12 protein-coding genes and 1 riboswitch are annotated in these 16,434 nt (G+C 46.5%); of the genes, 5 read left to right on the top strand and 7 right to left on the bottom strand.

Annotated features, from left to right (window positions below; all coding sequences use genetic code 11):
* Window positions 1–507 precede the first annotated feature (507 nt).
* Window positions 508–711 (bottom strand): cold-shock protein, encoded by a 204-nt coding sequence (locus BLR32_RS27000; RefSeq protein ID WP_089836665.1) that lies wholly within the window; start codon window positions 709–711, stop codon window positions 508–510.
* A 283-nt stretch (window positions 712–994) separates the two neighbouring features.
* Here BLR32_RS27000 and BLR32_RS26995 point away from each other — a divergent pair, with 283 nt between their 5' ends.
* Window positions 995–2,083: a fatty acid desaturase family protein gene (locus BLR32_RS26995; RefSeq protein ID WP_089836511.1), complete on the top strand. Its 1,089-nt coding sequence runs from the start codon at window positions 995–997 to the stop codon at window positions 2,081–2,083.
* A gap of 99 nt (window positions 2,084–2,182) precedes the next feature.
* Here the strand turns inward: BLR32_RS26995 and BLR32_RS26990 are convergent, their stop codons facing one another.
* From BLR32_RS26990 to BLR32_RS26970, 5 genes are all read right to left on the bottom strand, one after another.
* Window positions 2,183–3,328, bottom strand: a complete 1,146-nt coding sequence (locus BLR32_RS26990; protein ID WP_089836663.1) for a family 20 glycosylhydrolase — start codon at window positions 3,326–3,328, stop codon at window positions 2,183–2,185.
* 108 nt (window positions 3,329–3,436) lie between these two features.
* Window positions 3,437–4,348: a hypothetical protein gene (locus tag BLR32_RS26985; protein ID WP_089836509.1), complete on the bottom strand. Its 912-nt coding sequence runs from the start codon at window positions 4,346–4,348 to the stop codon at window positions 3,437–3,439.
* A 19-nt stretch (window positions 4,349–4,367) separates the two neighbouring features.
* On the bottom strand, window positions 4,368–5,495 hold the full coding sequence (locus tag BLR32_RS26980) for a DUF5074 domain-containing protein (protein ID WP_089836506.1): 1,128 nt from the start codon (window positions 5,493–5,495) through the stop codon (window positions 4,368–4,370).
* A gap of 3 nt (window positions 5,496–5,498) precedes the next feature.
* On the bottom strand, window positions 5,499–7,469 hold the full coding sequence (locus BLR32_RS26975) for a TonB-dependent receptor (RefSeq protein WP_089836504.1): 1,971 nt from the start codon (window positions 7,467–7,469) through the stop codon (window positions 5,499–5,501).
* Window positions 7,470–7,532: 63 nt separating this feature from the next.
* Window positions 7,533–8,591, bottom strand: coding sequence for a DUF5074 domain-containing protein (locus tag BLR32_RS26970; RefSeq protein ID WP_089836502.1), 1,059 nt, complete (start codon window positions 8,589–8,591; stop codon window positions 7,533–7,535).
* Window positions 8,592–8,765: 174 nt separating this feature from the next.
* Window positions 8,766–8,981: riboswitch (cobalamin riboswitch) on the bottom strand.
* A gap of 69 nt (window positions 8,982–9,050) precedes the next feature.
* Here BLR32_RS26970 and BLR32_RS26965 point away from each other — a divergent pair.
* The 4 genes from BLR32_RS26965 to BLR32_RS26950 all read left to right on the top strand — a co-directional run bounded on the left by BLR32_RS26965 (window position 9,051) and on the right by BLR32_RS26950 (window position 14,558).
* Window positions 9,051–10,946, top strand: coding sequence for a peptidase associated/transthyretin-like domain-containing protein (locus BLR32_RS26965; protein ID WP_143011606.1), 1,896 nt, complete (start codon window positions 9,051–9,053; stop codon window positions 10,944–10,946).
* Window positions 10,947–11,002: 56 nt separating this feature from the next.
* Window positions 11,003–11,878 carry a carbon-nitrogen hydrolase gene (locus BLR32_RS26960; RefSeq protein WP_089836497.1) on the top strand — a complete coding sequence of 292 codons (876 nt, stop codon included), beginning with the start codon at window positions 11,003–11,005 and terminating at the stop codon, window positions 11,876–11,878.
* A complete protein-coding gene (locus BLR32_RS26955) occupies window positions 11,878–12,927 on the top strand; it encodes an agmatine deiminase family protein (RefSeq protein WP_089836495.1) in 1,050 nt (349 codons plus the stop codon). The genes BLR32_RS26960 and BLR32_RS26955 overlap by 1 nt, the downstream gene beginning before the upstream one ends.
* Window positions 12,928–13,811: 884 nt before the next feature.
* Window positions 13,812–14,558 (top strand): murein L,D-transpeptidase catalytic domain family protein, encoded by a 747-nt coding sequence (locus BLR32_RS26950; RefSeq protein WP_089836494.1) that lies wholly within the window; start codon window positions 13,812–13,814, stop codon window positions 14,556–14,558.
* Window positions 14,559–14,770: 212 nt separating this feature from the next.
* Here BLR32_RS26950 and BLR32_RS26945 read toward each other — a convergent pair whose 3' ends face one another.
* A complete protein-coding gene (locus tag BLR32_RS26945; RefSeq protein ID WP_089836492.1) occupies window positions 14,771–16,384 on the bottom strand; it encodes a L,D-transpeptidase family protein in 1,614 nt (537 codons plus the stop codon).
* Between the last annotated feature and the right edge of the window lie 50 nt (window positions 16,385–16,434).

Raw genomic sequence — 16,434 nt, 5'->3', positions numbered from 1 at the left:
TCAGGCCGATGGTAAACTGACGGTAAGCCGACAGTAAGCTGTCCGAACGCTGCGGGGAAAGATTAACTAACTCCTGTAGGTCTATCATTCTGATGTGCCTGGTCGATCCGAATTATCAAACAATTCGGTTGAGGAATGGGATGTGAGGGCAAGGAATATAAATCCTGGTTAGAGGTTCTTAGATAGCGCTAAACAGGGTGTTCAGAATATGGGGCAACAAGAAGAACAGCGCGCTACCAATGCGGCTGCTGAATCATTTAATGCTAGGGTAAAATCAATTAGAAATGCTATGAGAAGCGTGAGGGACGTACTTCTTTCTTTTTAGGCTTGTTAATTATATGCTTAATGGCAATCCCTCAAGTTTTCAACTTGATCCGCGTTCAGTCCGAAAACAGCCGTACCTATGAATACAATTAAAAACTTCATCACCGAATAGCAGATTGCATATAAACAAGAACCCCCAGGCCTGGCCTGAGGGTTCTTTGCTAAATGTATGAAAAAGCAAGCTTAGTCGATACGTCTAACGTTAACGGCATTCATTCCTTTCCTACCTTCCTGCAGTTCAAACTCTACTCTGTCATCTGCCTGGATTTCGTGAATAAGACCGTTTACGTGTACAAAAGTCTCTTTATTGGACTCTTCATGTTTAATGAAGCCAAAGCCTTTTGTCTCGTTGAAGAACTTTACAGTTCCCTGGAATTTTGTGTTCATTTGTACTATTTGAAAAATTTGTAAAGACTGAAGGTAGGTCATAAAACTCAGTGTACCAAATAAAACTCATTCTCTTTCAATATTTTCTCATATTGTTCGTAATTAGAAGATTAACATATTTATAACATTTTTATATATCAATCCTTATATGTACTTTGTGTCACGCAATATGGGGATGCAACTTTTTTTGAACCTGATCACTCTCTTTCTTATTCAGTTCCGTCGCCAGTATTCATTACCTACAACTACCGATTCGCGAACTAATTATTTTTTTTAATCTTTTATGGCCAAAGTTACATTTAACAACAAAAAAGCACTCTTCTTTCAATCGCTGAAGGCTTCTGTAGAAGAGTACTTTACAGAAAATAACATTAAAAAAACGGGTAATAGACATCTTTATATAAAAACTGTCGTACTCATCCCATTGGCAGTGCTGATTTATCTGTCGCTGTTGATGTTCCCAATGCCCGGACTACTGGGAATCACCCTCTCCGCGGTACTTGGTTTTATCCTGGCATGCATCGGGTTTAATGTTATGCATGATGCCTGCCACGGCAGTTACTCAGAAAATTCAGTAGTGAACGATATCCTTGGGCTCACATTAAACGCCCTCGGAGGAAATGCATTTATCTGGAAACAGAAACATAACATCATTCATCATACTTATACAAACGTAGACGGTATGGACGATGATATTGCCAAGAGCCCGCTGATGCGTCAATGCAGCACCCAGACATGGACTCCGGCACACCGTGTGCAGCACATCTATGTGGTGCTGATCTATGCCATCTCATCCTTTGCCTGGGTATTCATTATGGATTTCGTTAAGTACCTCAGCCGTAAAGTATACAGAACACCACTTCAACCCATGAAGATGAAAGACCATGTGACTTTCTGGGCCAGTAAGGCATTATATCTTGTGTTCTATGTGGCGATTCCGGTTGCTTTATTAGGCTGGCAGGCCTGGCTGATCGGCTTTACCGCTATGCATGTGGTGATGGGCTTTACACTGGCTATCGTTTTCCAGCTTGCGCACGTGGTAGAGGAAACCAATTTCGAAGTAGTGGGCGACGAACCAAAAGTGATCGAGAACGAATGGGCTATCCACCAGATCAATACCACTTCCAATTTTGCGCCGGGTAACAGGATCATTTCCTGGTTTGTCGGTGGACTGAACTACCAGGTGGAGCATCACCTCTTCCCTCGTATCAGCCATGTACATTATCCTGAGATCAGCAAGATCGTGGAGGCCAAATGCGCCGAATTCGGTGTACAATATAACTGCCTGCCTACTATGACATCCGCAGTTCGCTCTCATTTCCGTTTTATGCGTGATCTGGGCAGAAAACCGGTTCCTGTAATGGCTGGTTGACGAAGTCAAGCAACAAGTTGACACTATCAAATAACTCACAAAATATAAGCCCGGCAGCCTTCATAAGACTGCCGGGCTTTATTTATAAATTACTCAGGCTTACAGCGTTGCCTTATTAATCTCGGTAAACAGCTGACGGAAACACTTAGTCTGCGTATGTGTTGTATCTGCAGGTTTGCCGTCTTCACGAGGTCTTGGCTGTTTCCTGCCATAATACTCATCCATGAAGTCTTCCGCACCTGACCATACGGTCTGCATCATACCCTGATACCGGTCTTTCATGATTGGAGTGGAAGATGCCCGGTATTCCAGCATGTCTTTTACCTGCTGAGTGGCAAACTCCGGCTTCCGCCATGGACAGGTAATTACCTTTAACCCCTTCATCGCAAAATACACCGGCGTTTTATCAGGACGGTCGTAATGCCAGTCGCAGATCGTCACATCCTTAGGGATCAGGTCAATAGCACGGTAAGTGTTGTTCAGGCTAGCCTCCCACATACCAATACCGGTAGTTTTACCATCTATGAGACGATCACCCCATATCCATAAGCTCCTGCCCTTTTCCGCAAGATGATTACGTAACAGACTTACCTCGCCGGCGAATAATTCGGCCTTATCACGGCCACCGCAACGGGGACATTTAGCTTCTCCGATATAGAATACCTCATCCATGCCTGCATGAAATGCAGTGCTCTCAAACGCATCACACAGCTCATCTACGAGCTTGAATACCACATCATGCACTTCCGGGTGCAGCGGACAATAGCTCTTACAATAGAGCCCATCGGCATTAGGCCATTCATATTTCTCCGGCATCTTTACCCAGGGCGTTTCGTCAAACTGCGGGAACTTCGCCAGCAGGTTATGCGTCTGGCCAGCCCAAGACTGATGCCCCAGCAGGTTCAGTTGCGGAATAAGGTTGATCTTGTTCTGGCGACATACCTGCACCAGCTTTTTAACATCAGCCTTCGACAGCGCCGAAGGATCTCTCAGCTCAGGATAACTCTCATACTCGTAGTTATAGTCCACCCGGAGGATGAGGGTGTTGACCTTACGGGTTACCAGTTCCTCCCTGATAAATTTGATAAAATCATCGAGCGCGGGTTTTCTGGGCGCTCCGATACAAAAACCTCTTACGGGCATAATACTGTCAGGTACAGGCGCCTGAGTGACTGTCGTATTACTGGCAGACCTGAACGCAGTCAGAACGGCCACCAGCCCACAGAGCAGGAGCACATTTCTCATAAATGTGGCTTTAAGCATGGAATTGAATTTAGAACGTGAACATGAAATGGAAAGGGCCGTCCGCGTTAAACGAACAGCCCTCGTAAAATAACAAAAATTAGCTGCAAATTATTTCATATTCAGATCAGCGGCGCCTCTGATCTCCGTAGAGGTCTCTCCTACTGCAGCATCGCCTTTGTCCTGCTGACCGGTATACACCTTCACAAAATCAATGGCAGACAGGCTTACCGCCTCTCCATTGCTATTCACCGCCCAGGATAGATCAAATGAATTATACAGGTTGGTGGCATAAGGATCTTTTACAGCATCGGTACCCCAGTTGTCCGCATAGCCCCATGCAAAACCGGTATTTACATAGGTAGTAGTACCTGGTAGCACGCCGGAAGTGCTTTTCAATAGCGTACCCTCAAACGAGATAGAATCCTGGTTAGCCGCAAATAAAGGGTAATACGAATGATTATGGAACGTATTGATCAATACCGCACCGGAGCGCCCCTGATTATCCTTCCAGGACACATCCTTTATCCCACCGGGATTGTAATAGGTTACTTTATAGTGTTTGATAGTCGTGGCAGCTCCATATTCACTACCTGCTAACTCATACCAGGTATCGTCAGGCTTACCGTTCCTGTTCTCATCTTTACTCACCATCACAATACCGGGTTCTGACAGCTCCACTGGCGGCTTCACCGGGTTGCCGTAAATAGCCAGATCAGCACCGCTTTTATTGAGGATGGAATGATCAAACCCAAACACTACATACCCGCCAAACGCCCCAAGGTGCAGCAGTTCAGCTGTTCCTCCGATGATCTTCTGTGCGCCTGCCGGAGTGCCAATAGTCTCGTTGACAAACTGTCCCGGCGCGGGTTGGTAATCATACACCACACTGATATATGGGCTACTGCTATCGGTAATAGGTCTGATGCCGGTGTCCTCCGGCTGACCTCCGTCATCTTTTGAACAGGAAACGAGCACCGCCGCAAACAGGCCTGTTAAAATAATTATTCTGCTAAAGTTCATAAGCAATCAGGTTTAATGGTTAATTCCGTACAAAAGCAAAGTGCCCCGGGATATCTCCCGTGGTCACGCTCCATTTCTTTTTGCCCGCCGGACTGAAACAATACAAAGTACCCGGCAGCAGGTTGTCTTTTCCATCTGTTACATAGATCTCCTTCGAATCAGGATCTACGGCTATGCCAGACGGTGTTGTTATCTGCGCATCTGTTCCATCTGTAATAAACTTGTTCGTGAGCACACGCTCATTCTTAATATCAACAATACCATAGCTGACGGTATTCTTATTCGTCACATAACTCCATTCTACACCATAAACATAGGCGCTGTCGCCCGATATCCAGAGATCACTGACTGCCAGTGGCAGAGAATCTTTTACAATATCCTTCCGGGTATCTATCACAAACAGCTTTGAATGCAGGGCATAATAATCCCCACGGGAAGTAACGTAAACGTCGCCGTATTGATCGGCCTTGACACGATGCAGGTTAACCGCTACATCGATACGCTTTGTCTCTTTGAACGTGTTCATATCAATCACCGACAGGGTCCTTTCGAAGTTCCCCGGACTATATCCCCCGGAATTAGCCACATATAGCTTATCTCCCGATATAGCCATTTCCTCGGGTTGGCGACCTACGCCGGCCGTCCGGATCACCTGTAAAGTAGCCGTATCAATTTCAGCCACATACCCATTCACATTGGATGTTCCGCCCGCGGTAGTAGCATAAGAACTCACATAAGCTTTCCCCTTGTAAAAAGTAATATACCTGCAGGATGGTACATTAATCTGCCCGATACGTTTAGCCGTATGCACATCCATCACTTCGACCTTATCAGACATGGCGATTACGGCATATAGTTTACCGCCATAGATCTGCAGATCATTGCCCACATCTCCCAGTTCTTTTGTAGCCCCGGGATTGATAGTGCTGTAAATATTGCTACTGTAAATACCTGTACTGCTGTTATAATAATCCAGCGTAGCCAGGTTCATACCCATGTTACCTTCATTCAGGAGGTAAAAGCCATTGCGCAGGCTGTCTGCGCCCACATGTGTATCATCACCCGGTACAACAGATGCACCCTTACGACAGGCGGCAAGCCCTATAAGCAATCCACACACAACCAGCAGTGATCTGTAAAAACGCATAATCTAAAAATTTATACTGGCAGTAAGACGGTAATAACGCCCCGGCATCGGGTAGTTAATCACCACGTCATAATACTGGTTAAATACATTATTTAATTCCCCTGTCAGCTTTACCAGCTTGCGACCGAACAACAAACTCGTCGTCACCGATACATCACTGGTATACCAGGGTTCCATGTAATATAGCGGAATATTGGTATTCAGGAAATATCTTTCTCCGACATAAATAAAACTATAGTTCACGTCCCACTTGTTCCAGGAGGCATGCGCAACGAAGGATCCGCTATGCACTGGAATATAGGCAATCTGGTCCTTATAGTTAACCTCTGCCGGGTTGCTCTTATCCAAAGCCTTCTGATAAGTATACTTCACAGAAAAGTCGGTCTTCACTGCCTGCAACAAAACAGGCGATAACTGTATGCTGGCATCAATACCATATATATCAACCGAACCAATATTCTGCATCATCCATTGGAAGTTACGTCCCGGAGAGGCGACGATCTTATCCTTCACATGAGTGTAGTACGCGTCTGCCTGCAGGGAGAAAAATTGCAGGAAGCCGGATGAACTCTTCGTATATCCTGTTCCGATGTTATACTGTCTGGCATACTCAGGCCGCAAAGCAGGATTTCCTACTGTGCTATAATACATGTCGTTGAAGGTAGGCATGCGGAAGCTACTCTTGTAGAATGCTCTGAACTTCAAATCCTCTCCCCGGAAAGGCTGCCAGGAGGCTAATATGGTAGGGGTAAACTTATGGAAATCTCTGCCGGCCGTATATGCTTTCGTCGTTTCATTGACGATCGTAGCCAGCAGATTACCCTGTAGCTCCACTGGTCCCAGGTGCAGTTGTGTAGCTGCCGCCGCCAGTGTGCTGTAACGGGTGGGAATTGCGAAATGATCCAGGTTAACGGCGGTCATCTCGTTCACCTGGAAGTCGGCCGACAGCGCCACATCCCAGAAAGAAGTGATCTTGTATTGATTGGCAGATGAGATATAATACTCTTTCTGCTGATACCGGTTCATCAAAGGGCCATCCACTGTAACTATGGCCGTATCCAGGTAACGGACGTAGTCATACATGAACTTCGCGTTCAGCAGCATGGTATACCGTTTCCCGAATTGTTTCTTATAGGATGATTGTATAAACAGGTTCCTGTCCCACTGATGTTGTCCGTTGAGGAATTTATTACTGACAATAGCGCCGGGTAATCCACGTGTAGAATTGTAATAATACACCTTCGCCTGCCAACTGCTGCTGTCTTTCAGCTGCCCATACAATCCAGCCTCCACACGGGCGGCATCGATCGCTGTATTCTGCCTGACGGCCGTAGTGTCATAGGTGCCGTTGGTGTATCTGAACTTATATCGACCGTTCCCATGCAGCCATTCACTGCTCACTACAGCCGATAAGCGTGCTGACAATCGCTGTTCCAGTCGCACGGAAGGATTAACCAACCCGAAAGAGCCTGTTTTAAAAGCCACCTTGCCATGTGTCTTTTCACCCTCCTGAAACACCGGCTTACGGGATTGCAGGTAAATAGCCGAAGCAGTTGCAAATCCTTTTGCCGGTTGTAACAGGACGCCCTTCTGGGCATTGTAGAGTGCTATCTGTTCTATATTATCCAAAGAAAATCTTCCAAGATCTACCGTTCCGTTCTGGGCATTACCCAGCTGTACACCGTCATAGAATACACCTGTATGGTTGGTGCCCATACTACGCACATTCAACGTCTTCAATCCTCCCAGGCCGCCGTAATCTTTCAACTGTACGCCTGAAAAGAAGCGTACAGCATCCGCTACTGAAAGGCTGTTCATCTTTTCCAATGCAATACCGCTCAGCGTCTGTACGGGCGATACCGGGTTACTCCTGTCAGAGAAGATCGTCACTCCCTGTAATATCCTGGCAGCGGCAGTGTCTTTTGCAGTCAGTGCCGCTTTATCCTGTGCATGAAGCCTGCGAACGGCCGTCATGCACAGGATAAAAAGAAATACAGATCGTATGTAGTAGCGATTATTCAAGTATGTCTCAATGAATTAACGGAAAACAGCCATACCTGGGAAATAGAATCCCTCGTAGGTCTTGCTGTGCTGCAAGGCGCCTGTAGTTGCATTATATATGTAGATCGTATTATTCGGATCAGAGCCGTAAATGTTTGTATTACTGTTCAATACGAGGTAGTTCTTCGTTTTATCGTACCCGATACCTTTTCCGTAGAAGTATTGTCCGGCGGGAAGCGTAATGAACGGCGTACCCAGAGATGCTGCATCACCGGTATAACGATATACCTTGTTATTGCCGGAAACAATGAAAATAGCATTTTCAGTAGTAGATGCTACCATAGAGCTATTATAATATGTCCACTCATTATAAAAGACCGGAAAACCGGTAGTGATACTATCCACCGCCAGTGTAGCAGCATTGATCTTCTTCAGCTGAGTGGTGGAGGCAGCCCATACATTACCGTCTTTGCTCTGTACAAAACCAGACACTGCTGTTCCCAGTTTCTTTGCCAGACTGTAATCATTAGCGTTCAAAGCTACAATACCATCTTTAGCCGACATCACAAATATATAATTGCCGCTTCTGATCATATCTTTCACTTCACCATCCACGCTGCTGATCTTTGTGCCCAAAGTCAATGTGCCGAGGGTAACAGGATACAATCCCACGGCAGTACTAAGCAGGCCCCGGCTGTCGTCTACACCCAGAAACGCCCGGCCGTCATGGCCCGGCAAACTGTCCACTCTTCCTGTCTCTTTCAGTGTTGCAGCATCAACAGCTACGAACGGACCGTCATATTTACCTACGAGGTATAACTTACCATTATAGACGGTACCAAACTGCATAGTAGTGGTGGATGTACCCAGGGCTTTACCTGGATTTTCTGCGGAATAAGCTTTGGTGTATATAGAATCCTTATCATAATCATAGAAGTAAATATCGCCGGCGGCAACGTTAAAATTCCCTTCGCTGATTATATAAAACCCATTGTCATACTTACCTGGAGGAGGCGTTACCGCATCATCATTTGAACAGGAGGCTACCGCAAACAGCAGGCAGGCCATTAACAAGCTGCGTAAATTTTTATGCATAATTCGAACGTTTGTCTCAGTTGATGGATACCATGACCTTCATTCGGTTGAACAGACGAATTGCAGGCAATCTTGTCTACAGTGACTTTCTTACCGGCACAAATAAATTGATAAATAAGAAACAGCGCCTTTACAGGCAGTAACTGCATCAAGTGTCTTTCACCCGAAGGCACGGAATGTCGGTTGCTATTGGCAGGTCTTCTGGCTTTCCTGCTTTTTCCGGGCCTTCCCGTCCGCCTTTGGCGAACAGTGGCAATTGAGAGATTGAGTATCCGGAAAAACCGATCGCATACACACGATACAGGATTACAGCTACGGGGATAGCTCCGGATTTACACCGGATTCCCTATTAATTCACCACCAGGTGAAACCAAATGCGCCACAAACCTACAGTATGAGTAGTTAATATCCAAAAAGAAAAATAGGAGTATCTTGCCGCAAAACATCAAAACTGTTCTGTTGAAATATCTATTAATACTGGTGGTATTTTTCCTTGGAAGCTACGCCAGTTATGCCCAAAGCCCGCTTAATAAGACGGTTACCGTTGATGCCGACCGACAACCCCTTGCTGTAGTACTAGATAATATTAGCATGCAGGGCGGATTTCATTTCTCTTATGTGAAGGAATTTATTCATGACGACAGTCTTGTAACAATACATGTAAGCAACAGATCTGTTAAACAGGTCCTGGATATATTGTTCCAGGGCAATTTCCAGTTCCGCGAGATAGGCGACCAGATTATCATACAACCCGGTACCTCCTCAAAGGAGAAATGGTTCGTAGTAAGCGGACACGTAAAAGACGCCGTTACAGGATCTCCTATCAACAATGCCAGCGTTTATGAAAGAGTGCAGCTGATCTCCACTATGACCAATGAACAGGGTTATTACAAAATACGCCTGCGTGAAAGGGAAAGGGCTGCCGCCATGCTGACTGTCAGCAAGGAACTGTACCGGGATACTATTATGCTGATCCTCACCGGACATGACCAGGAACTGGACGCCAGTATTAAACCGGCACCGCCAATACAGCTTAGCGTAGTAGATATAAATAAGTATTCCCATGTGGAGCAAACCATGTTCGGCCGCTTTTTCATCTCCTCCCGCCAGCGGATGCAGAGTCTTAACCTGAGCGATTTCTTTACCAAACAGCCCTACCAGTACTCCCTTGTACCCGCTATTGGTACACATGGTAAAATAGGCTCGCAGGTGATCAATAAATTTTCACTGAACCTGATTGGTGGTTATACGGCCGGTCTTCGTGGAGTTGAACTTGCCAGTGTGTTCAACATCGATCAGAAAGATGTGAAGTGGTTACAAATTGCAGGCGTCTTCAATATCGTCGGCGGACGTATGACCGGTGTGCAGCTGGCGGGTGTACATAACCACACCATGGATTCACTGAAAGGTGTACAGGCAGCCGGAGTAAGTAATGTGTTGAAGTATGGTTTCCGGGGAGTACAGGCCAGCGGGGTGTATGGTCAGACGGGCGCCTATTCAGAAGGTGCACAACTTTCCGGCGCTATCAGCCATGCTGGTGGAAAAACCCAGGGAGTGCAGGCTGCCGGTCTCATTAGTGTTGCAAGAGGAGTTGTTAGCGGTGCACAGCTGGCAGGAGCCGTCAACTATGCCCAGGGAATTGGTGGTGCGCAAATTGCCGGCCTTGTAAATGTCAACATCGATACTACCAACGGCACACAGATAGCCGGCGCCATTAACTATACCAAACGACTGAAAGGCGCACAGATAGCAAGCTGGATGAACGTCAGCATAGATACGACCAGCGGCGCCCAGATATCCGGCCTGGTGAACTATGCAGGTATCCTCAAAGGTGTACAGATCGGTTTATTTAACTATGCCGACTCCTCCGATGGTTACAGCATAGGCCTGGTCAGCTTCGTGCGGAGAGGTTATCACCAGGTACAGATCTATACCAACGAGGTCCTTGACCTGAACATAGCCTACAAATCGGGCAACAGGAAGTTGTATAGCCTCATGCTGGCAGGTATGAGCTTTGGAGATAAGAAGGCCTACTCCTTTGGTTACGGTATCGGCCATGATTTCAAATTATCTCCTTTGGCTTTCATTACTACGGAAGCTACCTCGCAATACCTCTACCTGGGCGACTGGAACGCTACTAATACGATGATCAGGTTACAGGCAGCCTGGAACAGGCGGCTGGCAAAAAAGATCACCTTCTTTGCCGGTCCGACGTTTACCGTTTATCATAGCGACAAACTGGATGTGTCTGAACCGGAACATGAAATAAAGGTTCCCAGACACTATAGCCCCTTCGATTTTGGCGATGGTCTCTTCAGCTGGTTTGGCTGGCATATCGGCATCGCGTTTTTCTAGATTATTTGGTACTTTTGCGCCTTCATTTTTCTAACGGTAAAATTTAAACTCAGGTAATGTCAAAAGTTAAAGTAGGTTTTGTGCAAATGTCCTGCAGCAAAGACAAGGCGGAGAACCTTGCCAAAGCTACCAAAGGTATCCGTGACGCCGCAGCTAAAGGTGCACAGATCGTTTGTTTGCAGGAATTGTTTACTTCCCTTTATTTCTGTGATGTGGAGGATTATGATAATTTTTCCCTGGCAGAACCTATCCCCGGCCCGTCTACCGACTCCCTGCAGAAAGTAGCCGCAGAACTGGGCGTGGTGATCATCGCCTCCCTCTTTGAAAAGCGTACACAGGGTATCTACCACAATACTACTGCCGTACTGGATGCAGACGGAACCTACCTGGGTAAATACCGTAAAATGCACATCCCGGACGATCCGGCTTATTATGAGAAATTCTACTTCACCCCGGGCGACCTGGGATATAAAGTCTTCAAGACCAAATTCGCTACCCTTGGTGTGCTCATCTGCTGGGACCAGTGGTATCCGGAAGCTGCCAGGATCACGGCCCTCATGGGTGCTGAAATTCTGTTCTATCCGACCGCTATCGGCTGGGCTACCTCCCAGGACGAAGCTACTAACACAGAACAGTACAACGCATGGCAGACTATCCAGCGCAGTCATGCCGTTGCCAATGGCATACACGTAGTGAGTGTAAACCGTGTAGGCTTCGAACAGGATGGCCTCATGAAATTCTGGGGTGGTTCCTTCATTTCCAATCCTTTCGGTACTATTATCTACCAGGCGTCTCACGACCAGGAAGAGGTGTATGTACAGGAACTGGACCTGAACACCACCAACAGGTACCGTACTCACTGGCCGTTCCTGCGCGACAGAAGAATTGATTCCTACGCTCCTATCACCAAAAGATTTATCGACGAAGCATAATGAACGGACAACCAACGCTGAAACAGCAGGGATACTTTTTCCCTGCCGAATTCCATCCGCATGTCGCTACCTGGCTGAGCTGGCCCCACAAAGAAGCCAGCTGGCCCGGAAAGATCCATACGATCTATCCTTACTACAGCCAGTTTGTAAAATACCTGGCGGAAAGTGAACTGGTCCGTATCAATGTGAATGATGAAACCATGAAGGCTTTCGCTACCGGTCATCTGCGCAATGCCGGTGTCAACATGGATAAGGTTGAATTCTTCATTCACCCTACCAACGACGCCTGGTGCCGCGATCATGGCCCGGCCTTCCTCATCAACCCGGCTGCTGAACAGAAAAAGGTCATCGTAGACTGGAACTATAACGCCTGGGGCGGTAAATATCCTCCTTTCGATAAGGATGATGTGATCCCTACCAGCATTGCCAAACACTTCAATCTGCCGGTATACCACCCCGGAATCATCATGGAAGGTGGTTCTGTGGAATTTAACGGTAAAGGCACTGTCCTGACCTCCTGCTGCTGCCTGTTGAATGAGAACCGTAATCCGCACCTGAACAGGGAACAGATCGAAGGTTACCTGCACGATTTCTATGGTATGGATCAGGTACTATGGGTGGATGAGGGCATTGTAGGCGATGATACCGATGGTCATATCGACGACACCATCCGTTTCGTGAATGAAGATACCGTCCTGACCGTTGTTGAAAGCAACAAACAGGACGAAAACTACGAACTGCTGCAGGGTAACCTCCGTCAGTTACAGCAGATGCGCCTGTTGAATGGCAAACAGCTGAATATAGTAGAACTCCCGATGCCGGATGCTGTGGTCTATGAAGATCAGCGCCTGCCGGCCTCATATGCTAATTTCTATATCAGCAATAAGCATGTGATCGTTCCTGTATTCAATTGTAAAAATGACGATAAGGCATTGCAGATCATTGCCGAATGTTTCAAAGACCGTGAAGTAGTGGGAATTGATTCTACCGAGATCATCTGGGGGCTGGGCAGCTTTCACTGTCTGAGTCAGCAGGAACCTGCTGTTTAAACCGGTTAAAAATATCATTTAAAGCCTGTTAGGAACTCTCCTGGCAGGCTTTTCTCTTATAGCTCTTTAAGGCGGCGGTTTACGTTGAATGCTTCCGCATGTTTGAACTCGCTCCCCTAATGCTATTTAACTTAAGAACTGGAGAGAACTAGCAGAGAACAAGCGATGACGTCAGTTTTGTACAGGAAATCTCCGCCTCCGTCTTATTTGTAGTTGGGCCGGCATAATACGGCGTGCATAGCCTCAGGTTTGCGGTGTTGGGGTGCTTATCGGAAAGGTTGCAGGTGGGATCCCTGGCTGAGTTCTTTGAAGCTTCCTGACTGTTTAGCTTGAGGAGGTCGTATTGGGCATTGGGGGATTATTAAACCCCTGGTAAGTCGTATCATCAGCTTCAAAGAACTTAGGCCAGGGATTCCCACCTGCACCTTTCCTGGCGCCCAGTTAAGGTAGCGATGACCATTGCATAGCCTATGCATGCTACCCGCATACTATTCAGTGAAATCTCACCTATGCAATGTAATATTGGCAGCTATCGGCGTGGACCAGTTTTGGGCCGCGATACCATGCACTATACATGCCTTTGATATGCCTTTAATACGTCTTTAATATGGCTTTGCGGAAGAGGGGAATCTGGGCGAGATGTGTCAGAATGGCAGCGTCGGTTTATACAGCCGCGCTGTACACTTATCTAAGTATCAACTACTTGCAGCGCCTGCCTGCAATGTCATAACATTGTTAAAGATCAGTCTACTGCAGAGCTTAAATTATCCTCTTCACATTTTATTAGCATTTTCCGCGTTAATTTTGCATTAGTCATTTTACGTAAACGCAGCCGGACTCACATAAGCCCGGTTTATTTTTAAATTGCCAAACCATTTCCGTTAATGAAGAAACCTGTTAAGAAATTTATCAAGTTCGCCCTTACCGCCGGTCTGTTTGCCGGAATTCTCTTTACCATTGCACCTACCGAGGGACATAAAACGAAAATAGTCCCGCTTGCCGAAAACAAATTGAACAGTAAGGCCGCCTTATTTGCAGCATTAAAGCTGGACTCCCTTGGACTTTCCGAGGAGGCATTCAATTATGCACTGTCTGGTCTGGAAAAGCTGGAGAAAGAGGGTAAACTGAAAAATCCTGACCTGTTGACCATTGCCGACTTCAGTCAGCCGTCAAACAGGAAACGTTTGTTCGTCATTGACCTGAAGAACGAAACAGTGTTGTTCAACACTTTCGTATCTCATGGCCGTAATTCCGGTACTGCACTGGCCACTACTTTTTCCAATGCGCCGGAGAGCTTTAAAAGCAGCCTGGGATTCTATGTGACCGGCGATACCTACAAAGGTCAGCATGGCTATTCCCTGCGCCTGGAAGGCGAGGAAGAAGGCATTAACGACAATGCTATGAGCAGAGGTATCGTGATGCATAGTGCGGCATATGTCAGCGAAAAGATCGCTAAACTGCAGGGTTATATCGGACGTAGCCTGGGTTGCCCGGCTATTCCGGAACAGGTACACAAACAGATCATCCAGGTCATTAAAAATGGCAGCTGTCTGTTCCTTTACAGTCCTGATAAGTCATACATGGCTAATTCAAAGATGTTGGCGGCTGAGAAAGATACTACTGTCGCTTAAAGATGCGAATCTGAGATCCATTTTCCAATAATCAAATCAGATCCAAACCATCTTCATCCTCCCTGGCCCCTCTTCAGATACTCACATGACAGCGTCTATGCTTGCACGCTGCAATAACATTACCGGCCTCTGCATGGTGATAATGCGTGTACCGAAAAGGGCCAGGGGGATGGGATGAATTTTATATCATGTTCTAGTGATCAGGGTGACGGTTATCTCGGATCAGTAAAGAGCTTCCGGGCTGTATAGGCGTCATGGTCATAAATGTCCTCTCTGAATTGCAGTATTCCTCCTTCATCGACCCAGACCGTGTAGTACGTGATCAACACTGGCACCGGATCCTTTATCTTAACATATTTTTCCTTCCCGCTGTTCATTGCACTATCAATTCTTTCCGACGTCCAGTTGCTATTATCAGCTAACAGGTAGTTGGCCAACCTGACAGGATCTCCCAACCGGATACAACCGTGACTGAAAGCCCGCTGATCTTTCTCGAATAAATATTTCTGATTCGTATCATGAAAGTAAATATTGAAGCTATTAGGAAACAGGAACTTTACCTTTCCTAATGGATTATCCTTCCCGGGCAATTGCCTGATAACAGGCAGTCCATTCCTCTCTCCTACAACTTCCATGTTTTTTTCACTGAGATAATTGCCATTGCGCGACATCGCCGGCAATACTTCCTCCCGCACAATGCTGTTAGGCAGGTTCCAGTAAGGACTGAATACAATCTGATTCAACTTACCGGAGAACATAGTCGTGCTTTTACCTTCCTTACCCACCACTACCGGCATATCAAATTCCTTGTTCTTACCATTCCATACATGTAAGGCAAACTCCGGAATGTTTACCAATATAAGACGACCTTCCGGTGTCGGTGGCGCCCAGCGCATTCTTTCAAGGTTGATGAGCATACGCTCTACCAGCTGAATGGCCGGCATATTCATCTCACGTAAGAGCGTATCTGTAATAATACCCTTCGGCGTATGACCATGGGTACCTTCAAACAACCTCACCGCATTTTCCAGTCCATCATTGAATACAATCGTCGTGTCCTTATCAGCCAATTCGCCTGTAATCTGTAAACGCTTTTTCACCCAGCCAATAAGGGCAGTACTATCTCCTTTTTTATATCTTTTCTTCTTCTCTACAGTGATGGTATCCCATCCTCCTTTCTTCGCAATATCTGTATACTGTTTCAGTGCCTTTACCAAAGCACTGTAAGTATTATTCAGACCATCTTTATTCTTATCATCAAGAACAGCTTCCGCCTTTTTCAGGATCTCTGCCTTCATAGCCGGTACTGCATGTTCCAGTCCTTCTACCGTTTTATCCGGACCAATGTTCAGGTAATAATTGATGAGGCGCTGCGTCAATTGCAACTCCGTCTTTACAATATTGGCATCCCGCGGAGAGGCAGCAGAGTCGCTATCGCCCGTCATCATAGCGTTCAGCCGGTATTCCAGCGACTTATTACTCTCACTCGTATCTACACTATAATCATAGAGACTGCGGAAGCCATAGGCCTGTTCATTCAACCCCTGACTATCAAACCAGGCATACTGGTAATTGCGTGCATTATAAAAGCTACGGATACGGTTAGCAAGCGTATCATCCAGCTTTTGCTTCGTAATGAAATTAGCGACATCACTGGTGTCAAGAAAAAGATCGTTGTAGGCGTTCGCAGGTGTGATCTGCGTGTTTCGGGGTGTAACGGAAGTAGTTTTTTCATCCTTTTGCTTTTCCACAGTCCTGCTATTACAGCTATAAGAAAAGATGAGCAGTCCGCACACAGCCAGCAGCAATAAGTTTATCGTTCTCATGCCCAACACAAAAGCAAAAGGCGTGCCCCTGCCATTACATAGTGCATACT

The organism is Chitinophaga filiformis, from assembly GCF_900102545.1.
Taxonomy (GTDB): domain Bacteria; phylum Bacteroidota; class Bacteroidia; order Chitinophagales; family Chitinophagaceae; genus Chitinophaga; species Chitinophaga filiformis.
The sequence above is the reverse complement of the archived record's forward strand: the minus strand, read 5'-3'. Positions and strand labels throughout refer to the sequence as shown.

Excerpts from the sequence above, each read along its gene's own strand:
- BLR32_RS27000 (WP_089836665.1), bottom strand. The coding sequence starts at position 711 with ATGAACACAAAATTCCAGGGAACTGTAAAGTTCTTCAACGAGACAAAA.
- BLR32_RS26970 (WP_089836502.1), bottom strand. The coding sequence starts at position 8,591 with ATGCATAAAAATTTACGCAGCTTGTTAATGGCCTGCCTGCTGTTTGCG.
- BLR32_RS26985 (WP_089836509.1), bottom strand. The coding sequence starts at position 4,348 with ATGAACTTTAGCAGAATAATTATTTTAACAGGCCTGTTTGCGGCGGTG.
- BLR32_RS26960 (WP_089836497.1), top strand. The coding sequence starts at position 11,003 with ATGTCAAAAGTTAAAGTAGGTTTTGTGCAAATGTCCTGCAGCAAAGAC.
- BLR32_RS26980 (WP_089836506.1), bottom strand. The coding sequence starts at position 5,495 with ATGCGTTTTTACAGATCACTGCTGGTTGTGTGTGGATTGCTTATAGGG.
- BLR32_RS26950 (WP_089836494.1), top strand. The coding sequence starts at position 13,812 with ATGAAGAAACCTGTTAAGAAATTTATCAAGTTCGCCCTTACCGCCGGT.
- BLR32_RS26945 (WP_089836492.1), bottom strand. The coding sequence starts at position 16,384 with ATGAGAACGATAAACTTATTGCTGCTGGCTGTGTGCGGACTGCTCATC.
- BLR32_RS26990 (WP_089836663.1), bottom strand. The coding sequence starts at position 3,328 with ATGAGAAATGTGCTCCTGCTCTGTGGGCTGGTGGCCGTTCTGACTGCG.
- BLR32_RS26995 (WP_089836511.1), top strand. The coding sequence starts at position 995 with ATGGCCAAAGTTACATTTAACAACAAAAAAGCACTCTTCTTTCAATCG.
- BLR32_RS26975 (WP_089836504.1), bottom strand. The coding sequence starts at position 7,469 with ATGACGGCCGTTCGCAGGCTTCATGCACAGGATAAAGCGGCACTGACT.
- BLR32_RS26955 (WP_089836495.1), top strand. The coding sequence starts at position 11,878 with ATGAACGGACAACCAACGCTGAAACAGCAGGGATACTTTTTCCCTGCC.